We start from the raw sequence: 19,779 nt of genomic DNA, 5'->3' as shown, positions 1-19,779 counted from the left end.
GCCTCCAGGGCTCGTCGGTGGTTGCGGACGAACAGCAGACCGGCGACGGCGGCCAGGGCCAGGGTGTGGACCAGCAGCCAGGGCAGCGCGCCGCCGGTCCACAGCCCGGCACCAGGGCGAGGGCGGCCAGCAGGAAGGTGAAGGCCAGCGCGTTGACCCCGAGCAGCACGGCGGGCAGGAGCGCGGCCCAGCGCAACGGGACGGCGATCTGGGCCGTGAGCATCGGCACGAGAGCGGCGACGGCGGCCACGGCCAGCCCGAACATCGACGCGGTGAGCAGGCGGCCGAGCATCGGCAACCACGGGGGCGCCGGGCTCATCTGGGACTGGGCGAAGGTGCCGGCGCGTATCTCCTCGACGAGGTCGGCCACCATCACCAGGCCCGCGTACTGCAGGAACCAGTAGCCGCCGATCGCGACCAGGGTCGGCGGCAGCAGGTCCTGGCGCAGCTCGCCCTGGCCCAGCACGAACTGCAGGCCGAGGTACATCATGGTGCTGATCAGCAGCGTGACGACGTGCCCGGCCGGGTGGGCGAGCTGCACCTGCAGGCCCTTGCCGATCTCGGCGCGCAGGATGTCAGGCAGCATGGGACGGCTCGTTCACCAGGGCGAGGAACACGTCCTCCAGGCCGGGCTGGACCTGCGTCAGCGACTCCAGGACGGCTCCGTGCGCGCGCAGCCGCCCGACCACGTCGTACACCTCGGCCGGATCGCTCACCCGCACGCTGATGGTGGTGACGCCGTCGCGGGTCTCGGCGTCGAAGCCGGGCGGCGCGGCTCCCTCGACCCGGATCTCGTACCGGTCGCGTTCGCGGAAGCGGGCCAGCAACTCGCGTGTGGGCAGGTCGGCCACGAGCCGCCCCTGGCGCATGACGGCCACCCGGTCGCACAGTTCCTGGGCGATGTCGAGCTGGTGGGTGGTGAGCAACACGGTGGTGCCGAGCTCGCGGGCCTGCTCGGCGATCCAGTTCTTGACGGTACGGGTGGCCTCGACGTCCAGGCCGAGCGTCGGCTCGTCCAGCAGCACGACGGGCGGGTCGGCGATCAGGGCGACGGCGATGGCGACCTTCTGCTGCATGCCGCGGGAGAAGCCGCCCACCTTCTCGTGGCGGCGCTCCCACAGGCCCAGATCGGTCAGCAGGTCCTGGGCGCGCTCGGCGACCCTCGCCTTGCGCAGACCCTTCAGCCGGCCGAAGTACATCAGGTTCTGCCAGGCCGACAGGGTCCAGTAGACGTTGCGGGAGCCCTCCAGCACCGCGCCGAACCGCGCCATCGCGGACCGGCGCTGCCGGGTCACGTCGAACCCGGCCAGCCGGACCCGGCCGGAGGTGGGGGTCAGCAGCCCGGCCAGCATCTTGATGGTCGTGGTCTTGCCCGCGCCGTTGGGGCCCAGGAAGCCGACGACCGACCCGGCGGGGACGTGCAGGGACACCTCGTCGACCGCCCGGATCTGCGCCGATCCGTACACCTTGGTCAACGCGTCGATCTCGATCATGTCATCTCCTCGATTCGGGGGAACCCCGGCTCACGGCGTCGGGCCGGGAGCCGGGGCAGGCCGTCAGAGCTCGGCCAGGACCTCGATGTCCTGCGACGTGACGTCGCGGACGACCGCGAACGCGGCGACGGCCGCGGGGGTGCCGGGCGCGGCCTGGCGGGCCGCCTGCAGGGCGGCGGCCGAGTTCCACCGCCAGACGCCGACCCACGTGTCGTCGTCCAGGCGGCCGAGGCGTGCCTCGGTGAGGCCGGGCTCGGTGGCTCTGATGGCGGTGACCAGGGCGGCGTGCCGGGCCTGGACCTCCTCGGCGTCCGCGGGATCGGCCTGGAAACGGGTGACGCTGATGACCGTCATGGCTAGACCTGCTCTCTAGAGTTGACTTCTAGTGACTGAATCTAGAGATAGACTCTAGCCATGAGCGATGTCAAGCGGACGAGCAAGCGGGCCCAGAAGGCGAAGGAGACGCGAAGGCGCATTCTCGACGCGGCGCTGGAGCTGTTCGTACGCGACGGATACGGCGCCACGAACCTCCAGGACGTCGCCGAGAAGGCCGGGGTCGCGGTGCAGACGATCTACTTCGTCTTCGGCAACAAGCGCGCCCTGCTCAAGGAGCTGGTCGACGTCACGATCGCGGGCGACGACGAGCCGGTGGCCACCATGGACCGCCCCTGGTACGCGGCGGCGCTGGCCGCCGGCACCGCCCAGGACCTGCTGCGCGCCTACGTCGCCGGCACCAGCTCCGTCCTGGAGCGCGTCGCGCCGATCGGCAAGGTCCTGGAGGGGGCGGTCGCGAGCGACCCCGAGGTGGCCGCGCTGTGGCCGGACGACGTCGATCCCCGCTACGTCGTCCAGCGGGACGCGGCCGAGGCCCTGGTGGGCAAGCCCGGGGCGCGGGCCGAGGTGTCCGCGCAGGACGCCGCCGACCTGCTGTACGGCCTGCTCAGCCCCGAGCTGTACCTGCTGTTCGTGCACGCCCGCGGCTGGCCGCGCGAGCGCTGGGAGCAATGGGCCTTCCGCACCCTGCACGCCCAGCTCTGCTCGGACTAGAGCCGCCGGGAGCCGCGGCGGGCCGCGACGACGGCCGCCGCCGCGGCCATGACCACGCAGAGGGGCGTGTAGAGGAACAGGTTGAGCCAGTAGAACGGCGTCGCGGTGTCCGCGCCGACGCCGGCGATCCACACCAGGCCGGCCGCCGCGCGCACCAGGGTCCCGGCGGCGACGGCGGCCGTGATCAGACGGGCGGGCAGGCCGCCGCGGCCGCGCGAGCACGCGAGGACCGCCGCCGCCCCGGTGCCGAGCACGACGACGAGCGGCACCAGCACGCGCGGGGTGAACGGCACCTCGAAGTTCAGCACCGCCAGGGACAGGGATCTGACGTCGTGGGCGGGCCACGTGCGGCCGGTCAGCCAGTACAGGTGCGCGGCGGCGTCGGTGAGCAGGACGGAGGCGGTCAGGGTGCCGAGGCGTGAGATGTTCATGCCCGGCAGGAGGCGGCGAAGTTCGCGATGGTTCCATGGAACCTTTCGCGCCTCTCCCGCCTCTGGATGGACATGAGCTGGCCTGTTGCCGATCTGGACCCCGTACGCCGCCTGCGCGCGCTGGCCGCGGCCATTCCCGGGGCGTCCGTCGCCGAGCGCGTCATTCCCGCACCCTTCGCGGCTGTCTGGGCCGTGGTGAGCGATCTGGAGAAGGAGTTCGGCACGTTCGAACCCGACATGCGGCATCTCACCGTCGAGTCCACGGGCCCGGACGACGGCCGCCTCGTGGCCAGGGCCCGCAGCCGGTACGGCATGCGCGCCCGGTTCGACGTCGACCTGCGGCCGGGGTGGTGCTGGATGCAGAGCCGGTTCCTGCTCGTCGGCCTGGCCGCGACGGCCGTGCCGGAGGGGACGCTGGTCGCGCAGACGGGCGGGGTGCGCGTCCCGGGCCGCGCGGCGCTGGTGCCCTGGGGCGTGCGGGTGGCGGGGGAGCGGGCGCTGGCCAGGCTCGCGTCCCGGGTCGCGGCCCGGGACGCCGGCGGGCCCGTGGTCCGGGACGCCGGGGGCGCGTCATGACGGCGGCCCGGGTGCTCGCCGCCCAGCGGGGCGACACGATGGCCATGAACGACCTGCTCGCCGAGCTGACGCCGTACCTGGGCCGGATCTGCGGGCCCATCGCGTTGGACAGCGGGCCCGACGCCGTGCAGGAGGCGCTGATCGCGATCTTCCGGCATCTGCGTGACCTGCGTGAACCCGAGGCACTGCTCGGCTGGGCCCGGGCGATAGCCGTGCGCGAGGCCGTCCGGATCGCCCGGCGCGACGGCCGCTCCAGCCCGGCGGAACTGACCGGCGTGCCCTCGCCGCACGACGTCGAGCGTGCCGTGGACATCCGGGACGTGCTGGAGCGCCTGTCGCCGGAGCATCGGGCGGTGCTGGTGCTGCGCGACCTGGAAGGGGTGCCGGAGGACGTCGCGGCGCGGATGTTGCGGGTGCCGTCGGGCACGGTCAAGTCCCGGCTGCACCGGGCCCGGGCGAGCTTCCGCCGGGCCTGGCAGGGCTGAGAGCCCGTCCGGCGGCGGGACGCTTCCGGACCGCCGGTACGAATGGTGGCAAACAACCCTCTAAGGTCTCAACCGTGAGAAAGATCTACCATGCGGCGCACATCTACATGATCGTCGGCGTCGTCAGCGGCCTGTACTATCGCGAGATCACCAAGCTCAACGACTTCACCGGCGACACCCAGCTCGGTGTGGTGCACACCCACCTGCTCGCCCTCGGCATGCTGTTCTTCCTGATCGTGCTGGTGCTGGAGAAGGTGTTCACGCTGAGCGCCGGCGGCAAGCTGTTCACCTGGTTCTTCTGGGTCTACAACGGCGGGCTGGCGCTGACGGTGACGATGATGATCGTGCACGGCACCCAGACGGTGCTGGGCGCCGAGACCAGCCCGGCGATTTCCGGGATCGCGGGGCTGGGGCACATCGTGCTGACGGTCGGGTTGATCCTGTTCTTCGTCAACCTCGGCAAGCGCATCCCCGCCAAGACCTGACCGGAGTCACGTCCCGCCGACCGTTCGCCTGACGGAGCTCAGGCCGTCGCCTCCTCCGGCGCGGCGCGCCGGCCCTTGCGGGGCAGCAGGACCATCAGCGCCACCAGGACGGCGGCGGCCGGAGCACCCCAGAACAGGACGTCCGGGACGGCGGCGACGGTCGCCGCCGGGCCCGGGGCCCGGCCCTGCAGTTCCCGGCTGAGCAGGGTGCCGAAGACGGCCACGCCGAGGGAGAGGCCCAGGCCCCGGACGGACACCACGGCCGAGGTGGTGGCGGCCAGGTCCGCGGGGGAGGCCGCGTTCTGCGCGACGACCACCAGATTCTGCATCAACAGCCCGAACCCCACCCCCAGCACCGCGATCTCCACGGCCAGCACCGCGTAGGGGGTGCCGGGGGTGAGCCGGCTCAGCAGCGCGAACCCCAGCACCGCGACCGCCGCACCGGCGATCAGGTAGGGCCTGAACCGGCCCCTCGCGCCGATGCGGGCGCCGGCGAGCGAGGAGACCGCCATGAACGTCAGCACGTACGGGTTGAGCGCCAGCCCCGCCTGGGTGGCCCCCATGCCGTACGCGGCCTGCAGGTAGGTCGGCAGGTACACGATCGAGCCGCCGAGCAGCGCGCCGAGCAGCGCGGTGGCGGGCAGCACGACGCGCAGGACGGGGTCGGTGAACAGCCGCGGCGGCAGCAGCGGGTCGGCCGCCCGCCGTTCCCGCCACACGAACAGGGCCGCCAGCACCACCACCGCGCCGGCCAGCGCCAGGATCGCGCCGGACGTCCAGGCGAAGGTGCGGCCTCCCCATTCGGCCACCAGCAGCAGGCTCACCGTCGCGCCCGCGATCAGCGCGGCCCCGGCCAGGTCGACCTTCCCGTCCCCGCCCTGCCTGGGCAGCCGCAGCGCGAAGGCGGTGAGCGCCATGGCGAGCAGGCCGAGGGGCAGGTTGACGTAGAAGATCCAGCGCCACCCCCAGGCGTCGGTGATCGCGCCACCGGCGAGCGGGCCGCCCACGCCGGCCAGCGCGAAGACGCCGCCGGTGAAGCCCTGGACCCTGCCGCGCAGACGTTGCGGGTACAGCTCCGACAGCGCGATCGTCGGCAGCACGAACAGCGCCCCGGCGCCGACGCCCTGCAGGGTCCTGGCGGCGATCAGCTGGGGTGTCGTCTGGGCCAGGCCGCACAGCGCGGAGCCCACGACGAAGACGGCGACCGCCGTGACGAACACCGGACGCCGCCCGAACCGGTCGCTGATCCGGCCGTAGAGCGCGCCGGTCGCGGTCGAGGCCAGTATGTAGGAGGTGACGATCCAGCCGATCGCGTCCATGCCGCCCAGGTCGGCGGCGATGTCGGGCAGGGCGATGGCCACCACCGTCTGGTCCAGGACCGACAGCAGCATGCCGATCAGCAGGCCGGCCGTGGCCAGCGGCACCTTGCCGCCCGTCAGCGGAACGGCGGCCGGCCGTACGAGGTCTGCGGACACGGTCAGCCCCCTGCCCGCGCGAACGGGTTGGGCAGGGCGAAGTCGACGCACAGCAGGTCCTGGTCGATGACCGCCGCGGCGACCGTGCCGCCGGCCGCCGCGGCGACGACCGCGGCCAGCGGCACCGGTACACTGGCCCGCCGCGCCATGTCGCCGGCCGCGTACACGCCGGGCACGCTGGTCCTGGCGAACTCGTCCACCTCCACGCAGCCGTCGGCGAAGACCGCGCAGCCCAGCCGGTCGGCCAGGTCGGAGCGCTGGCGCGGCACGTTGACGACGAACACCGCCTCCCGGGCCAGGGGTGCGCCGTTCTCGAACACGATCTGTTCCAGGCGGCCGTCCGTCCCCTCCAGGCGGACGACGGGCTCGCAGCGCACGGACACGCCGTGTTCCTCCAGGGTGGCCCGCGCCGCCGGATCGAGCGGCAGGCCGCCGGTGCAGCAGGCGACGTCGGCGGCGAAGCGGCTCAACTGCAGCGCCAGCCGCACCCGGGACGGATCCGCGCCGAGCACCGCGACCCGCTTGCCGGTGCATTCGTAGCCGTGGCAGTAGGGGCAGTGGAACGCGGAACGGCCCCACAGCGCCTCGACCCCGCGCGGGCCGGGAAGGTCGTCGGCCAGCCCGGTGGCCAGCAGCAGGCGCCGCGCGGACACGGTGCCGCCGTCGGACAGCTCCAGGTGGAAGCCGTCCCCGTCCAGCGGGCGGGCCTGGGTGACGGCCCCCGTCCTGGTCTGCACCGCCAGGTATGCGGCCAGCTCCGCGCGGCCGATGCGGCGCAGCTCGGCGGGTGGCGTGCCGTCCCGGGTGAGGAAGTTGTGCACGTTCGCGGCGGCGGCGTTGCGGCCCTCCTCACCGTCGATCAGCAGCACCGGCCGGTGGACCCGGCCGAGGGCCAGCGCGGCGGCCATGCCGGCCGGGCCCCCGCCCACGATGACGACGTCGAACATCTCCTGCCTCCCATGAATGGTCATGACTTGACGTGGAGGCAAGTCTGCAAGTTAATGTCAACATGAAGTCAAGTGGCTCGATGCGGATCGGGGAGCTCGCCGAGCAGTTCGGCCTGGCGCCGCACGTCCTGCGCCATTGGGAGGCCATGGGCCTGCTGACCCCGGCGACCAGGGTCAACGGCCGCCGCCGCTACACGCGCGACCACGTCATCCGGGTCCTGACGATCATTCGCGCCAAGGCGGCGGGCATGAGCCTTGAGCAGATCCGCGACGTCCTCACCGTCTCGGGCCGGACCGAGCGCCGGGCGATCCTCCAGCAGCACCATGAGGAGCTGGAACGCCGGCTGCACGAGATATCGGCCTCCAAGGCGCTCATCGAGCACCTCATGCAGTGCAGGGCGGACGACTTCACCCGCTGCCCCGACTACCAACGCCTGGCCGAGAGCGCGGCCGGCCCACAGCACGTCCACGACGAGGGGTGCATGGTGACGAACCCCGCCACAGGCCGGAAACCGGTGGGGGCGGCCGGCGAGACGCACTGACCAGGTCTGCCTGCACCCGCGTCAGCCGCCGATCCCGCCGTCGGGGCCCTCCTTCATCACGGGGCCGCCGGGAACGACGTCGCAGGGCGCCACCGGGCCGGTCGCGACCCGGTAACTGGCGCTGGCCATGCTGTTGTCGCCGCGTTCCTCGTACCACATGGTGTAGACGAAGGTCTGCCCCGGCTTGATCTGCTCCGGATGCAGCCGCCAATAGCCGTCCTCGCCGTCAGCCGGCGGGTCGGTGGTGAGCAGCGCCGGATTGTCCGGCAGGTACGTGCCCCTGGGCTCCCTGCACTGCTTGCCGGTCGGCAGGAAGATCACGTCCGCCTGCACGCCGAGGCTGCGCAACTGGCGTTCGATCACCTCGGGACGTCTGTAGTCCCTGATGTAGATCTTGATGGACCCGTCCGGTTCGCGGATCACCGCGTTCGCCGGGGTGGCGCCCTGGCCCAGCAGCACGGGGAAGCCGACCACCAGCGCGGCGGTGAGCGCCGTGCCCAGGACGACCAGGCTCCGCCGGCGCCGGCGTACCGGCGCGGCCGCGGTCTGCTGTTCGATCACGGTCATCAGGTGGGCCCTTCTGAGCGAGTGCCGGGCGGCAGGAAGGTCGCGTTCCTCTGGAAGCTCGTGGTTCGTCACAGCTCCTCTCCCTTCTTGCGGAGCGCCGGGAGACGCTCACTCCATCTGTGTCCGAGCCGTGCTCCGGGTTCCTTCTCCAGGTGCTCCTTCAGGCGGCTTCGCGCCCGGGACAGGCGCGACCGCACCGTGCCCACCGGGACGCCCAGGGCGACGGCCGCCTCCTCGTAGGTCAACTCCGACCAGACGCAGAGGGTGAGGACTTCGCGGTCCGCCGGCGGCAGCCGGTCCATCACCGTCAGGATCTTCCGCATCCGGCGCTCGTCGTCGATCCGCCCGGCGACGTCCTCGGCCGGGTCGGGCTCGTACGCCTGCGCCGGGAGCTGCTCCAGCGCCGCCTTGTGTCGGCGCAGCGACCGGCGCCGGTTGCGCAGGACGTTGTTGGCCACGCCGAGCAGCCAGGGGAGCGCGCTCTCGCGGCTGATCCGCACCTCGCCACGCCGTCGCCACGCCTCCAGGAACACCACCGAGGTGAGATCCTCGGCGGCCGACCAGTCCGCGGTACGGCGGAAGCAGTGGTTGTAGACATCGCGCGCGTACCTGTCGAACAAGGCCCCCAAAGCCTCGCCGTCCCCTTCGGCCGCGCGGCACCACAATTCCAGATCAGTGCTCACGATTCATCTGTGTCCGCACATCGACCCCGGTTCCGTGCGAATGCCGCCGCAGGCGCTCGGTCTCCCGCGTCACGCCGGGCAGTCGCGGGGGTCGACGCTCGTCCGTGCCCCGGCGACGGCGATGCGGGCAGGGCTGTCCGGCAACGCGGCGGCCGTGCACACGATCTGCCGCACGGCCAGGGGGGACAGGTCACCGCCCGGAGCGGACGGAGTCAGCACCATGCGGCCGCGCGCCTTGGCGGTCACCAGGAACGGGTCGGCTTCCGGCGGCACCTCGGTGCCGAGCCCGAACGCCCGCTCCTCCGCGGTGGGTCCGGCCGCCAGCAGCGCGAGCCTCTCGGTCCGGAACAGCGGGCGGGCGCTCGGCCGCGTCACGGCGCTGAGCCGCCCGTCCTTCACCAGATAGAGGACGATCGTCATGGTCACCGCGACGGATCCCTTCGGCGGCTCGCCGACGGAGATGACGTCGCTGGGACGCACACCGCAGCCCGTCACGACGACGAGCGCCACAAGAGCCGCCACGAGGTTCGCGGCGAGCGCGCGGCGGGGGAGCCCGGCTCTCACTCGGCTGCTCCGTCCTGCTCGGGGGCCCTGCGCGGCAGGCGCAGCGTGAAGAGGGCGCCGCCGTCCGGGGCGTTGGCGACGGTGAGGTCGCCCCGGTGCAGGCGCGCGTTCTCCATCGCGATGGCCAGGCCCAGGCCGCTGCCCTCGGATCTGGCCCTGGCCGCGCTGGCCTTGTAGAACCGGTCGAACGCGTGCGGCAGCACCGCCTCGTCCAGCCCCGGCCCGTGGTCGCGGACCTCGAGAGTGATCCATTGCGGGTCGGCCGACAACCGCACCGACACCGGCGGCTCGCCGTGCCGCAGGGCGTTGCCGACCAGGTTGGCGAGGATGACGTCCACGCGCCGCGGGTCCAGCCTCGCCGTCACCGACGGGGGAAGCTCGGTGCGCACCGAGTCCGACCAGCCCCGGACGCGCAGGGTCGCGGGCACCAGCTCGGCCACGTCCACCTCGTTCAGCGACAGGGCCGCGACGCCGGAGTCGAACCTGCTGATCTCGATGAGGTCGTTCACCAGCGCGGTGAGGTTGAGCGTCTCCTGGCTGACCAGCTTGGCCGCCCGGCCGGCGGGCTCGGGCAGCTGGGCCGCCTCGTCGTCGAGGACCTCGGCGACGGCGGCGAGCGCGGCCAGGGGGGTGCGCAGCTCGTGCGAGACGTCGGCCACGAACCGGCGGGCGTCGGCCTCCATCTCACGCAGCTGCATGACGTGCCGTTCCAGCTCCGCGGCGGTGTCGTTGAAGGTACACGCCACGTCGGCCAGCTCGTCGGAGCCGCGGACCTCGACCCTGGTCCGCAGCTCGCCCTCGCCCAGCAGGCGGGCCGCCCGGCCGAGCTCGCGCACCGGGCGCAGCACGCTGCGGGTGGCCAGCAACGCCACGACGACCGCGAACGCCATGGCCGCCCCGCCGCTGAGCCAGGCCCGGGTGGCGAGCCAGTCGATGCTGCGCTGCTCGGGAAGCAGGCTGCGCGCGGTGTAGACCTCGATGCCGGACACCCGCCACCGGTCGCCCTCGGCGATCAGCAACGGCGCGCCGATGATCAGGAACGGCCTGCCCTCCCGCACCACCCGTTGCCAGGCGATCTCGCCTTCGGCCACTTTCCGCCGCAGGCTCACGGAAAGGGCCTGTGGCCTCAGGTCCTCGGGCTTCAGAGCCGACCCGTTCCCGTCGCGCCCCCCGCTCCCCGGTGCCGGCGCCCGCATCAGGCCCGGCGGCGGACCGGACGGCGGCCCCGCCTGCGCGTACAGCTCGCGGTAGACGGCGATCGCGTAGCCGTCCCGTTCGGCCATGGTGGCGGCGATCCTGCCGAGCTCCGTCCGGTCCGGAGCCGGGGTCCGCAACGGGAAGAGCGCCTCCATGCGCCCTCTCGTCGCCTGGAGAGCGGCATCCTGGGCCCGTTGCAGGATGTCGGTGCGGGCCTGGACGTAGAGCCCGCCGGCCACCGCCGCCGTGGTGACCACACACAGCAGCGCGAACGCGAACAACAGCCGGGCGCGCAGCCCCAGGCTCGGCCCAGGCGTCACCGCCGGCTCACACCGGCCCGAACCGGTAACCGAACCCCCGCACCGTCTGCACGTAGACGGGGGAGGCCGAGTCGTCCTCGATCTTCGCGCGCAGCCGCTGCACGCACGCGTCCACCAGCCGCGAGTCGCCGAAGTACCCGTGCTCCCACACCGAGTCCAGCAGTTGCTGGCGGCTGTGCACCCGGCCCGGCGTGCCGGAGAGCTCCAGCAGCAGGCGCAGCTCGGCCGGGGTGAGGCCGACCGGCGCGCCGCGTTTGGTGACCACCAGCCCGGCCCGATCGATGGTCAGCTCACCGTGCCGCTCCAGTTCCGCCTGGTCGCGGCCGATCCGCCGGAGCACGGCGCGAATGCGCGCCTCGAGCACCCTGGGCTGCACCGGTTTGACCACGTAGTCGTCGGCGCCCGCCTCCAGCCCCGCCACCACGTCGATGTCGTCGCCGCGCGCGGTCAACATGATGATCGGCACCTCGCCGATGGCCCGGATGCGGCGGCAGACCTCGAACCCGTTCATGCCGGGCAACATCAGATCGAGCACGACGACGTCGGGACGGTCGGCGCGCAGCCGCTCCAGCCCCTCCTCGCCGGACTCCACGGCGCCCACCCGATGCCCGTGCCGGGTCAGGGCCAGCTCAAGGCCCTCCCGCACGGCCGGGTCATCCTCGATCAACAACACTCGCGACACGCCGCCGAGTACCACAGCACGCTCCGTAACCTCGCTCGCCGGTCAACTCCGTCCACTGTGGGCCGGGCATGTCCCCGCCTTGTCAGCGCCGTGTCATCGTTGTGTCACGATGGGGCCGGCGTGGTGGCCGTCGACAAACGGTGACATTCGGCAGACGACCCACACACATTCGGCGCCAATCGTAGTTCGTCATGAACGAACCACGCACCATCCCAGCTGGGCCCCGAGATCGGCTGTTCGCCGTGGTGACGCTGGTGCTCGCCGTGCTCCTGCTGCCCGCGGCGCTCGTCCGCCGCCCCGGCCGGGCCCGCGAGCTGGCCTGCCGGTGGGCGTTACGGATGCGGTTCCCCGCCGAGGACCTCACCGGGCTCACCGACGGCACCCTGGCGGCGTTCACCGCGGCGCGCACCGAGGCGCTCTGGCGTCACGGCCAGCTCCTCGGCCTCACCTCGGGATACCGCGATCCACTCGTGCAGCTCCGGATGTTCGACGAGGAGGTGCGCCGCACCGGCTCCCCGGCCTTGGCGCGCATGCTCGTCCTGCCGCCGACGGAGTCGAACCACGTCAAGGGCATCGCCCTGGACGTGCGCCCGCACGAAGGCGCGCGCTGGCTGGAGGAACACGGCGCCCGCTACGACCTCTACCGCATGTTCGACAACGAGTGGTGGCACTTCGAGCACCATCCGGAGTACGGAGGCACGCCACCGCGACGACGGCCCCACCCCGGCGTGGGCTACGCGGGGGAGAACCGGCACCGGATCTGACCCGGGCGCGCCCGCTGACCTCGGCCGGTCCGCGCGCGGGGAACGACCGTCAGGGCCGGTGCTTTCACCAGCAGGTCAGGTCGGGGTTGGGGGTGGGGCCACAGGGGCCCTGGTTGCCGCCGCCGTCGGTGACCGTGCCCGGGGGCGCCCAGATGAGATGGCCGGCGTTGCCGGCGCCGACGTTGTTCCGCAAGGTGACCGGCGTGCTGAGAGCCGCGCGGGAGCTCAGGTGGATGCCGCCCTGAACCGGGTGCCCCTGGCCGTCGACCCGGCCGCTGGGGTGCCGGCCGTTGCCGACGAACACGTTGTCGGAGATGGGGTCCGGGCCGGCCCGGTTGGGCCCCCACGGGTTGTCCACGAGGATGCCGACGGTGTTGTTGCCGTTGAACACGTTCTTGCGCACGATGATGTGCCGCAGCATGGAGCTGGCGGACAGGCCGATGTCGTTGCCGGTGAACACGTTGTACTCGATGGTGTTCGCGTCCTGCGGCAGGAAGGTCTCCGCGGCGCCGAGGCCCGCTGTGGCCGAGTTCTTGAAGACGTTGGCCTGCACGAGGTTGCGTCGGCTGTCGTTCGACAGGCCCATGGGGAAGACGTCGAAGACGTTGCGGGTGAAGGTGCCCTGGTCGGTCGCGCTGACCGTGAGGCTGCCGCCGGTGAGCGCGCTGTTGCGGATCGCCGAGCCGGTGCTGCGCACCATGACGGTCTGCTTGGTCACCGTGCACCGGTCGATCGTGATCAACCCGTCGACCAGCCGCAGACCGGACAGCAGGCAGGCGTCCCGCCGCGTGCCGGTGAAGGTGATCGTGCCGGGCCAGGCGTCGATGGGCGCCGCGAGGAGCCGCACGTCCGTGGCGGTGACGTCGGTACGCGGCATGCCCGAGTAGAACGACAGGTACATCCCGTACGTGAAGCCGCTGATCGTGCCGTTGCGGACGGTGAAGCCGACCCGGCTGATGGCCGTCAGCCCCTTGCCCGTGCCTGAGCCGGTGATGGTGTGGCCGTCCAGGTCCAGGTCGACGCCGTCGGCTCCGATGGTCAGGGCGTCGCCGGTGCAGGTCAGGTCGGCGGTGAGGGTGGTGTCGGCGGTCAGGACGTCCCCGCAGGCCACCGCCAGTGCGTCCGCCCTGGCGGGGCCGGTCAGCGCCATGGCCGTCGATAAGAGGAGCAGGCACGCGGCGAAACCGCGGGCAGCCCTGTTGGTGCGTGTTGCGGGCATGGCGTTCTCCTGACCGTCTGGGGATGGGGTGGTCGTGATCAGAAGCATGCGCGCGATCATCCGGGCGGAGGAGTCACTCGATCACGACCGGCGGGCGGGAAAACTGTGGCCGTCGCACGTGTAACGAAAGGATGTGATCTACATTGTAAAGGCGGTGGGTCGGTGCGCCGGACTATCCGAGCACCGGGTAGTTCGCCCGGAACACGTTGTACGGGTCCCGGGCCCGCTTGATCTCCCGCAGGCGCGCGAGCGTGTCGCCGGAGAAGGACATCGCGGCCGTCTCGCCGGGGGACAGCACGGTGTACGGCTTGCGTCCGCTGACGTAGGCGCCGAGGTCGGCCACGAGCTCGGACTGTTTGGCGCGTGTCGCGTCGGCCGTGTGCGGCAGTCCGAGCCCCACCAGGCCGAGCAGGTACGGCTCGGCCACCGCGCCGCTCGCACCGGTTCCGCCTCCGGGCTCGGCGAGTGCGCCGCCGAGGTGCCTGATCTGCACGTTGATGAGCGGTGCGACCGGCTTGGCGAGGAGGAGCTCCACCGCGTCCGTGTCCAGGCCGGTGAGCAGTTCCGCGCGGGTGATGGACGGGGCGGGATCGGTGGGCTCGGCGGCGATGGTGCCCAGGCCGGCGACCGGGACGGGGCCGCGGGTGTCGGAGATCGCGCCGTCGATCTTGTCGAGGCGTGTCAGCAGGTCCTGTGCCTGAGCTGCTTCGCCCAGGTAGGCCAGGTCGAGTGTCACCATGGGCGGCGCGCCGGGGGGCTGGAGGCGGTTGATCCAGACGCTGAGCTCGCGTGGCGCCTCGGCGGTGATCTCCAGGAAGGCGTCGTACACGTCCCTGGTCCGGTGTTCCGGCCAGATCACGCGTCCGCCGTAGAGGGCCGGCGCGGGATACAGGTCGAGTTCGAGGGCGGTCACCATCGCGAAGTCCCCGCCGCCGCCGCGCAGTGCCCAGAACAGTTCGGGGTCGGACTCGGCGGTCACCCGGTTCGGCTCGCCGTCGGCGTCCACGATGTCGATGGCGCGCACGCTGTCGGAGGCGAAACCGTGCTTGCGGCTGAACCAGCCGACTCCGCCGCCCAGGGTGTAGCCGGTCACGCTGACTCCGGGCGCGCTGCCGGACAGGCCGGTCAGGCCCAGCGGGCCGGTCGCCGCGAGCAGCTGTCCCCATGTGGCGCCGGCGCCCACCCGGACGGCGCGCTCTTGTGCGCCTACCTCCACCTTGTTCAGCAGGCCGGTGCGCAGCAGGATGAGGCCGTCCACATCGCCGGAGGCGCCATGTCCGCTCGGCTGGGCGGTCACCGTCATGCCTGCTCGCCGTGCGTAGCGTACGAGTGCGGCCACGTCGTCGGCGTCCGCGGCCTCGGCCACGGCGGCCACGGGCTGTCTGACGGTCAGGTTCCATGGGGTGGACGCCTGTGCGAAGCCGTCGTCATCGGGCAGGAGCACGCGCCCCTTCAGGACGGCGCGCAGGTCGTTGATCGTCATGATTGTCTCCTTTTCGGGTTCTCGACGTCGGGGGATGTCAGGCGGTCTTTCGGGTCTCGCGGAGGATCAGCAGTCCGGTGGCCGCGATCAGTGCCGAGGTCAGGCCGTGGATGGCGAGGGCGGCGGCGGTGGATCCGTGGTGGGCCAGGACGTTGACCATGTCGCCGAACGGGGCCACGGCCACCATGAGCAGGACCCAGCCCAACGGGCGGCGGTGGCCTGTCACCAGCAGGATGCCCATGGCCAGGCCCATGGCGATCTCGCGGCTGCCCTTCACGATGGAGAAGCCGCTGCCGTCAGAGGGCCAGTTCGCCAGCCCCGGGAAGGTGGTCCCGAGGGGCAGGACGAAGGACGCCCCGAGGTAGAGGGTGAACAGGACGACAACGGCGGCCAGGGCGGTGTTGAGCTTCTTCGGCGGCATGGTCGTTCTCCTTGGGTGTTCAGAGGTCGTTGGGGTGATGACGCGTTCGGCCGGGTCCGCGTCTTCGAGGGCGGTGCCGAAGAGCGTGAGCAGGGTGGCTTCCTCGTCGTCGAGGTGTTCCAGCAGGATCGTGCGGTGCTCGGAGAGGGTGTCGCGTTCGTCGGCGCCCGCGGTGGCCTGCGAGGCGGGGATGTGGGCGTCCAGGCTGGTCAGGGTGGTTGCGATGTGTTCAGGCTGCTCCTGGGTGTTTGGAAGGGATTTGGAAGGGCTTTGGAGGTCATTTGGAACGTCCGCATACGATGTGCAGATCATGGTCTTCATCCGGGTTCTGGGCGCTTTCGAGGCCGAGGTCGGCGGCGAGCCGGTTCCGCTGGGCGGGCCGCGGCAGCGGGGTGTGCTGGCGTTGCTGGTGGCGGCGCGCGGGCAGGTCGTGCCGGTCGACCGGATGATCGAGGATCTGTGGCGTGGGGAGCCGCCCGCTCGGGCGTTGCTGTCCCTGCAGGCGTACGTGTCCAACCTGCGCCGGTTGCTGGAGCCCGGCCGTCCGCCGCGCACGCCGGCCCGGCTGCTGGTGAGCGCGGCGCCGGGTTATGCGCTGCGGCTGCCACCGGATGCGGTGGACGCCTGGCGGTTCGAGGGCCTGCTGGGCCAAGCGCGTACGGACACCGACCCACGCGCCGCGCGGGCTCGGCTCGGCGAGGCGCTGGGACTGTGGCAGGGGCCGGCGTTCGCCGAGGTGGCCGACGAGCCGTGGGCCGCCGCCGAGACGGCCCGGCTGAACGAGCTACGTTCGGTGGCCGCGGAGTTGCATGTGGCGGCGGGTCTGCGCATCGGTGATCCGGCCGCGGTGGTTCCCGAGGCCGAGCGGCTCACCCGCGACGAGCCGCTTCGGGAGGAGGGCTGGCGGTTGCACGCCTTGGCGTTGTGGAGCGGCGGCCGCCAGGCGGACGCGCTGGCGACGCTCCGCCGGGCGCGTGGCGTTCTCGCCGAGGAGCTCGGGCTCGATCCCGGTCCTGAGCTGACGGCGCTGGAGGAGGCGATCCTTGCCCAGCGCACGGAGGTCCTGCGCGCGACCGTGCCCGCGCTGACCGCCCCGCTGCCGCGGGTGGCCCCTGTCGGGGGGACGGCTCCGGTCGTCGAGGCGCCGTTCGTCGGACGTGAGGCACAGCTGTCGGCGCTGGTCACGGCCGCCGACGAGGCCGTCGCCGACGGAGCCCGCGTCGCCCTGGTCACCGGCGAGGCCGGGCTCGGGAAGTCGACGTTGCTGGACCATCTTGGCCGGCGGCTCGAAGGTGACGGGTGGCTGGTGGCCGTGGGCCGCTGCCCGGAGGTCGACGGCGCGCCGCCCGCGTGGGCCTGGACCGAGGTGCTGGGAGCCGTCGCCGCGTCCGCGTCCCCGGGTGAGTTCGGGCACGATCTCGCGCCGCTGCTCGCCGATGCCGGGCCGGTGATCGCCGACGCCACCGCTGGACGGTTCCGCCTGCGCCGGGCCGTGTGGGAGTGGCTCGCGGCGGTCGCCTCGGGGCGTCCGGTCGCCGTCGTGCTGGATGATCTGCACTGGGCGGACGCCACCACGCTGGAGCTGCTCGGCGGCTGCCTCGGCCTGCGGGCCCCGATCCTGGTCGTCGCGGCGTACCGTGCGGACGAGGGCGGGCGCCTCAGTGAGACGCTGGCCTCGCTCGCGCGCGCCGCGCCTGTCCGTCTGGCGCTGCCGGGGTTGGACGGCGAGGCCGTCGCGCGGCTCGTGCGGGCCGAGTGCGCGGCCGATGACGAGACCGTCGCGGGGATCGCCGAGCGTACCGGCGGCAACCCGTTCTACGTGCGTGAGAGCGCCCGGTTGCTGAGCGGCGAAGGCGCGCTGGTCGCCCTCTCCGAGGTTCCCGAAGGCGTGCGGGACGTCCTGCGCCGCCGGCTCGCGCGCCTGCCGGAGGGAGGCGTGTCGGTCCTGCGGCTGGCCGCGGTGGCGGGCCGGGAGAGCTCGGTGGACGTCCTGGTCAAGGCCGCCGACACCGACGAGGGCGGGGTGTTGGACGCGCTGGACGCGGGTGTCATCGCCGGGCTCCTCGACGAGCCCGGTCCCGGCCTGGTCCGCTTCGTGCACGCCCTGGTCAGGGACACGCTCATCGCCGACCTGAGCAGGTTGCGCGCCACCCGGATGCATGCCCGGATCGCCGCCGCTCTTGAAGGCAGCGACGACATCGCGGCGCTGGCCCATCATTTCGCGCGCGCCGGCTCGCCGAAGGCCGTCGGTTACTGCGTGCAGGCCGCCGAGCTCGCCGAGGCCCGCTATGCCCACGACGTGGCGGCCGGCCTCCTGGCCGACGCGGTCGCCCATTCGACCGGGCCGGACGAACGCGTCGAACTGCTCGGCAGGCTGCTGCGTGCGCAGATCCGGTCGGGGGCCGTCGCGGCCGCCCGTGAGACGCGCCGTGCGGCCGTGGAGTACGCGGAGTCCTTGGGGCGCGACGACCTGATGATCGCCGCGTTCACCGCGTGGACGGAGCCGACCCCGTGGCGGGCCCGTACGTACGGCACGGTGGATCGGCCCGTCGTCGATCGCCTGAGTCGGCTGCTGAAGCGCGATCTGCCCCCTTCGGTGCGGTCCCGGCTGCTGTCGGCGTACGCGCACGAGCTGGTCGGCGAGGACGATCCGACCGTTGTGGAGGCGGCGCGGGAGGCGCTCGCTCTGGCCACCGGGCCCCGGTTGCGGGCGGCGGCGCTGGAGATCCTGGCCGAGGCGCAGGGTGATGCCGGGTTGTGCCGGGAGCTGGTGGAGATCGGCGTCGAGCACGACCTGCCGGTCTATCGTGTGTCCGGGCTGCTCAACCATGCCGGCGTCGCCGCTGCCGCCAACGATCCGGTGACCATGCGCCGGGTGATCGCCGAGGCGCTGGAACTCGCGCGTGCCTACCGGATGCGCGAGGCGATCGCGGTCGCGGAGATCACGCTGGCGGGGCTGGCGCTCATCGAGGGCCGGTTCGCCGCCGCCGAAGCCCTCTACGTCGAGGCCGGCGAGGGCATGCGGCGCATCGGTTCGGTGCACGCCGCGGGTTTTCTCCAGCTGGCCCTGGCCACGATCTGGCTGAACGAGGGCACGCTCGGTGGGCACCTGGAGGAGGTGCGCGCCCTTCATGCCGTGCTCGGTTCCATGACGTCCGACCTGCTGGCGCTCGCCCTCCATGCCAACGGCCTGGATGCCGAAGCCCGGGAGGTCCGCACGCCACCCAGCCCGATTCGTCCGGATTTCTTCTTCACGTTCCTCACCACGTTGCGTGCGATGGCCGTCGTGGCCCTGAACGATCGCGACGCCGCCGAGGAGATCTACGAGGTGCTGCTTCCGTACCGTGACGGCCCTCCGGCCGGTGCCGAGAGCCTGGCGATGGCGCTGCGCCCGGTCGCCCACACCCTCGGTGAACTGGCCGTCTTCCTGGGGCGGGCCGAGGCCGCCGCCCACTTCGCCCAGGCCGCGGCCATCGCCGACCGGTGGAAGGCGCCCCACTGGGCCGCCGAGGCCCGGCGTGGCGGTACAGCTAGCCCTCTCTGACGGCCTGGCTCACCTGGGCCGGTGAGGTGCGCCAGGGGGCGCCGTGGCCGGGGAGCACCCAGGAGGCGGACAGGCCGGCGAGGCGGTCCAGGGAGGACAGGGCGGTGGCGGGGTCGTCGGTGAAGGGGGCGGGCTGCGGGCCTGAGCGTCCGGTGAGGACGTGCCGGGTGGTCAGCGCGTCGCCGACGAAGATCGCGTCGGCGACGGGCACGTGTACCGCGACGCTGCCCGGTGAGTGTCCCGGCATGCCCACGATGACCGGGTTTCCGGGCAGGTCCAGGACGTCGCCGTCGGCGATCTCGGTGACTTCGCTGACGTAGCGGGTGCGCAGGCCGTTCTTGCGGATGGAGTAGGCGAAGAAGCCGAGGGTCGGGCCGAGGCGCATGGGGCCCGGCGCGGTTTTGGGCTTCTCTCCGGTGCGGGTGCGGACGGCGTCGCCGGCGTGCACGAACACGGGCACGCCGTGTTCGCTGCGCAGGCGTTCGGCGAAGCCGATGTGGTCGGAGTCGCCGTGGGTCAGCACGAGTCCGCGGATGTCGTCGACCGTTTTGCCCAGCGTGCGGAGTTCGGCCTGCAGGTCCTGCCAGTGGCCGGGCAGTCCCGCGTCGATCAGGGTGATGCCTTCGTCGGTGTCGACGAGGTAGCAGGCCACGACGTCGTTACCGAGCCGGTGGAGGTGCGGTGCGAGCTTCATGAGCTTCCCAGGGTTGACGTCGAGAGTTCGGGCCGGAGGACGTTGCGGGCGTTGCTCCGTTATGAGAGCAATGCTCTCGCGGACGAGTGCTCCGTGTCAAGAGCACTGCTCTCCTTTTGTTTGGCCGGTGGCACCTCGGGTCTGGGTTCTTCGCGGCGTA

The 19,779-nt window shown here is 72.4% G+C and carries 22 protein-coding genes; 8 read left to right on the top strand and 14 right to left on the bottom strand.

Annotation, left to right across the window (positions count from 1 at the left end; all coding sequences use genetic code 11):
- Nucleotides 1–17 precede the first annotated feature (17 nt).
- A complete protein-coding gene (locus ABZ444_RS42905) occupies nucleotides 18–404 on the top strand; it encodes a hypothetical protein (protein WP_358009879.1) in 387 nt (128 codons plus the stop codon).
- Between the two features lie 171 nt (nucleotides 405–575).
- Here ABZ444_RS42905 and ABZ444_RS42900 read toward each other — a convergent pair whose 3' ends face one another.
- On the bottom strand, nucleotides 576–1,493 hold the full coding sequence (locus ABZ444_RS42900) for an ABC transporter ATP-binding protein (RefSeq protein ID WP_358009877.1): 918 nt from the start codon (nucleotides 1,491–1,493) through the stop codon (nucleotides 576–578).
- 63 nt (nucleotides 1,494–1,556) lie between these two features.
- The gene (locus tag ABZ444_RS42895; RefSeq protein ID WP_358009875.1) at nucleotides 1,557–1,847 is read right to left on the bottom strand and encodes an antibiotic biosynthesis monooxygenase; all 291 of its coding nucleotides are present in this window, start codon (nucleotides 1,845–1,847) and stop codon (nucleotides 1,557–1,559) included.
- Nucleotides 1,848–1,907: 60 nt separating this feature from the next.
- Here ABZ444_RS42895 and ABZ444_RS42890 point away from each other — a divergent pair, with 60 nt between their 5' ends.
- Complete coding sequence (locus ABZ444_RS42890; protein ID WP_358009873.1) at nucleotides 1,908–2,540, top strand: helix-turn-helix domain-containing protein; 633 nt, start codon at nucleotides 1,908–1,910, stop codon at nucleotides 2,538–2,540.
- On the opposite strand, the gene ABZ444_RS42885 is transcribed toward ABZ444_RS42890, so the two are convergent.
- On the bottom strand, nucleotides 2,537–2,971 hold the full coding sequence (locus ABZ444_RS42885; protein WP_358009871.1) for a DUF3995 domain-containing protein: 435 nt from the start codon (nucleotides 2,969–2,971) through the stop codon (nucleotides 2,537–2,539). The two genes, ABZ444_RS42890 and ABZ444_RS42885, sit on opposite strands and share 4 nt — an antisense overlap.
- A gap of 72 nt (nucleotides 2,972–3,043) precedes the next feature.
- Between ABZ444_RS42885 and ABZ444_RS42880 the strand changes: the two genes are divergently transcribed.
- The 3 genes from ABZ444_RS42880 to ABZ444_RS42870 all read left to right on the top strand — a co-directional run bounded on the left by ABZ444_RS42880 (nucleotide 3,044) and on the right by ABZ444_RS42870 (nucleotide 4,517).
- On the top strand, nucleotides 3,044–3,547 hold the full coding sequence (locus tag ABZ444_RS42880) for a hypothetical protein (protein WP_358009869.1): 504 nt from the start codon (nucleotides 3,044–3,046) through the stop codon (nucleotides 3,545–3,547).
- Nucleotides 3,544–4,032 (top strand): sigma-70 family RNA polymerase sigma factor, encoded by a 489-nt coding sequence (locus ABZ444_RS42875; protein WP_358009867.1) that lies wholly within the window; start codon nucleotides 3,544–3,546, stop codon nucleotides 4,030–4,032. The genes ABZ444_RS42880 and ABZ444_RS42875 overlap by 4 nt, the downstream gene beginning before the upstream one ends.
- A 74-nt stretch (nucleotides 4,033–4,106) precedes the next feature.
- Nucleotides 4,107–4,517 (top strand): DUF2871 domain-containing protein, encoded by a 411-nt coding sequence (locus ABZ444_RS42870; protein WP_358009866.1) that lies wholly within the window; start codon nucleotides 4,107–4,109, stop codon nucleotides 4,515–4,517.
- A 38-nt stretch (nucleotides 4,518–4,555) separates the two neighbouring features.
- On the opposite strand, the gene ABZ444_RS42865 is transcribed toward ABZ444_RS42870, so the two are convergent.
- Together ABZ444_RS42865 and ABZ444_RS42860 are read right to left on the bottom strand one after the other, a co-directional pair.
- Nucleotides 4,556–5,992 carry an MDR family MFS transporter gene (locus ABZ444_RS42865; protein ID WP_358009864.1) on the bottom strand — a complete coding sequence of 479 codons (1,437 nt, stop codon included), beginning with the start codon at nucleotides 5,990–5,992 and terminating at the stop codon, nucleotides 4,556–4,558.
- A gap of 2 nt (nucleotides 5,993–5,994) precedes the next feature.
- A complete protein-coding gene (locus ABZ444_RS42860; RefSeq protein ID WP_358009862.1) occupies nucleotides 5,995–6,963 on the bottom strand; it encodes an NAD(P)/FAD-dependent oxidoreductase in 969 nt (322 codons plus the stop codon).
- Between the two features lie 56 nt (nucleotides 6,964–7,019).
- On the opposite strand from ABZ444_RS42860, the gene ABZ444_RS42855 reads away from it, so the two are divergent.
- Nucleotides 7,020–7,481 carry a MerR family transcriptional regulator gene (locus ABZ444_RS42855; protein WP_358009860.1) on the top strand — a complete coding sequence of 154 codons (462 nt, stop codon included), beginning with the start codon at nucleotides 7,020–7,022 and terminating at the stop codon, nucleotides 7,479–7,481.
- 21 nt (nucleotides 7,482–7,502) lie between these two features.
- On the opposite strand, the gene ABZ444_RS42850 is transcribed toward ABZ444_RS42855, so the two are convergent.
- The 5 genes from ABZ444_RS42850 to ABZ444_RS42830 all read right to left on the bottom strand — a co-directional run bounded on the left by ABZ444_RS42850 (nucleotide 7,503) and on the right by ABZ444_RS42830 (nucleotide 11,494).
- The gene (locus ABZ444_RS42850) at nucleotides 7,503–8,120 is read right to left on the bottom strand and encodes a hypothetical protein (protein ID WP_358009858.1); all 618 of its coding nucleotides are present in this window, start codon (nucleotides 8,118–8,120) and stop codon (nucleotides 7,503–7,505) included.
- On the bottom strand, nucleotides 8,117–8,731 hold the full coding sequence (locus tag ABZ444_RS42845; RefSeq protein ID WP_358009856.1) for an RNA polymerase sigma factor: 615 nt from the start codon (nucleotides 8,729–8,731) through the stop codon (nucleotides 8,117–8,119). Before ABZ444_RS42845 ends, ABZ444_RS42850 begins: the two co-directional genes overlap by 4 nt.
- 69 nt (nucleotides 8,732–8,800) lie before the next feature.
- Nucleotides 8,801–9,295, bottom strand: a complete 495-nt coding sequence (locus ABZ444_RS42840) for a hypothetical protein (protein ID WP_358009854.1) — start codon at nucleotides 9,293–9,295, stop codon at nucleotides 8,801–8,803.
- Nucleotides 9,292–10,812 carry a HAMP domain-containing sensor histidine kinase gene (locus ABZ444_RS42835; protein ID WP_358009852.1) on the bottom strand — a complete coding sequence of 507 codons (1,521 nt, stop codon included), beginning with the start codon at nucleotides 10,810–10,812 and terminating at the stop codon, nucleotides 9,292–9,294. The genes ABZ444_RS42840 and ABZ444_RS42835 overlap by 4 nt, the downstream gene beginning before the upstream one ends.
- Before the next feature lie 7 nt (nucleotides 10,813–10,819).
- Entirely contained in the window at nucleotides 10,820–11,494 is a 675-nt protein-coding gene (locus ABZ444_RS42830) for a response regulator transcription factor (RefSeq protein WP_357986639.1), read from the bottom strand.
- Nucleotides 11,495–11,685: 191 nt separating this feature from the next.
- Between ABZ444_RS42830 and vanY-N the strand changes: the two genes are divergently transcribed.
- Nucleotides 11,686–12,258 carry a D,D-peptidase/D,D-carboxypeptidase VanY-N gene (gene vanY-N, locus ABZ444_RS42825; protein ID WP_358009850.1) on the top strand — a complete coding sequence of 191 codons (573 nt, stop codon included), beginning with the start codon at nucleotides 11,686–11,688 and terminating at the stop codon, nucleotides 12,256–12,258.
- 64 nt (nucleotides 12,259–12,322) lie between these two features.
- Here vanY-N and ABZ444_RS42820 read toward each other — a convergent pair whose 3' ends face one another.
- The 3 genes from ABZ444_RS42820 to ABZ444_RS42810 form a co-directional block, all read right to left on the bottom strand.
- On the bottom strand, nucleotides 12,323–13,477 hold the full coding sequence (locus tag ABZ444_RS42820; RefSeq protein WP_358009848.1) for a right-handed parallel beta-helix repeat-containing protein: 1,155 nt from the start codon (nucleotides 13,475–13,477) through the stop codon (nucleotides 12,323–12,325).
- A 172-nt stretch (nucleotides 13,478–13,649) separates the two neighbouring features.
- Entirely contained in the window at nucleotides 13,650–14,960 is a 1,311-nt protein-coding gene (locus ABZ444_RS42815) for an FAD-binding oxidoreductase (RefSeq protein WP_358009846.1), read from the bottom strand.
- Between the two features lie 37 nt (nucleotides 14,961–14,997).
- A complete protein-coding gene (locus ABZ444_RS42810) occupies nucleotides 14,998–15,693 on the bottom strand; it encodes a DUF4267 domain-containing protein (protein WP_358009844.1) in 696 nt (231 codons plus the stop codon).
- On the opposite strand from ABZ444_RS42810, the gene ABZ444_RS42805 reads away from it, so the two are divergent.
- Entirely contained in the window at nucleotides 15,692–18,925 is a 3,234-nt protein-coding gene (locus tag ABZ444_RS42805; protein ID WP_358009842.1) for a BTAD domain-containing putative transcriptional regulator, read from the top strand. The genes ABZ444_RS42810 and ABZ444_RS42805 overlap by 2 nt on opposite strands.
- Here ABZ444_RS42805 and ABZ444_RS42800 read toward each other — a convergent pair.
- Nucleotides 18,912–19,619, bottom strand: coding sequence for an MBL fold metallo-hydrolase (locus ABZ444_RS42800; protein WP_358009840.1), 708 nt, complete (start codon nucleotides 19,617–19,619; stop codon nucleotides 18,912–18,914). The two genes, ABZ444_RS42805 and ABZ444_RS42800, sit on opposite strands and share 14 nt — an antisense overlap.
- Between the last annotated feature and the right edge of the window lie 160 nt (nucleotides 19,620–19,779).

Origin of the sequence: Nonomuraea sp. NPDC005730 (genome assembly GCF_040630865.1) — a bacterium.
Taxonomy (GTDB): domain Bacteria; phylum Actinomycetota; class Actinomycetes; order Streptosporangiales; family Streptosporangiaceae; genus Nonomuraea.
The sequence above is the reverse complement of the archived record's forward strand: the minus strand, read 5'-3'. Positions and strand labels throughout refer to the sequence as shown.

What these genes read in the sequence shown, in the direction of transcription:
- ABZ444_RS42900 (WP_358009877.1), bottom strand. Translation starts at nt 1,493, where the DNA reads ATGATCGAGATCGACGCGTTGACCAAGGTGTACGGATCGGCGCAGATC.
- ABZ444_RS42895 (WP_358009875.1), bottom strand. Translation starts at nt 1,847, where the DNA reads ATGACGGTCATCAGCGTCACCCGTTTCCAGGCCGATCCCGCGGACGCC.
- ABZ444_RS42890 (WP_358009873.1), top strand. Translation starts at nt 1,908, where the DNA reads ATGAGCGATGTCAAGCGGACGAGCAAGCGGGCCCAGAAGGCGAAGGAG.
- ABZ444_RS42885 (WP_358009871.1), bottom strand. Translation starts at nt 2,971, where the DNA reads ATGAACATCTCACGCCTCGGCACCCTGACCGCCTCCGTCCTGCTCACC.
- ABZ444_RS42880 (WP_358009869.1), top strand. Translation starts at nt 3,044, where the DNA reads ATGAGCTGGCCTGTTGCCGATCTGGACCCCGTACGCCGCCTGCGCGCG.
- ABZ444_RS42875 (WP_358009867.1), top strand. Translation starts at nt 3,544, where the DNA reads ATGACGGCGGCCCGGGTGCTCGCCGCCCAGCGGGGCGACACGATGGCC.
- ABZ444_RS42860 (WP_358009862.1), bottom strand. Translation starts at nt 6,963, where the DNA reads ATGACCATTCATGGGAGGCAGGAGATGTTCGACGTCGTCATCGTGGGC.
- ABZ444_RS42855 (WP_358009860.1), top strand. Translation starts at nt 7,020, where the DNA reads ATGCGGATCGGGGAGCTCGCCGAGCAGTTCGGCCTGGCGCCGCACGTC.
- vanY-N (WP_358009850.1), top strand. Translation starts at nt 11,686, where the DNA reads ATGAACGAACCACGCACCATCCCAGCTGGGCCCCGAGATCGGCTGTTC.
- ABZ444_RS42820 (WP_358009848.1), bottom strand. Translation starts at nt 13,477, where the DNA reads ATGCCCGCAACACGCACCAACAGGGCTGCCCGCGGTTTCGCCGCGTGC.
- ABZ444_RS42815 (WP_358009846.1), bottom strand. Translation starts at nt 14,960, where the DNA reads ATGACGATCAACGACCTGCGCGCCGTCCTGAAGGGGCGCGTGCTCCTG.
- ABZ444_RS42805 (WP_358009842.1), top strand. Translation starts at nt 15,692, where the DNA reads ATGGTCTTCATCCGGGTTCTGGGCGCTTTCGAGGCCGAGGTCGGCGGC.
- ABZ444_RS42810 (WP_358009844.1), bottom strand. Translation starts at nt 15,693, where the DNA reads ATGATCTGCACATCGTATGCGGACGTTCCAAATGACCTCCAAAGCCCT.
- ABZ444_RS42800 (WP_358009840.1), bottom strand. Translation starts at nt 19,619, where the DNA reads ATGAAGCTCGCACCGCACCTCCACCGGCTCGGTAACGACGTCGTGGCC.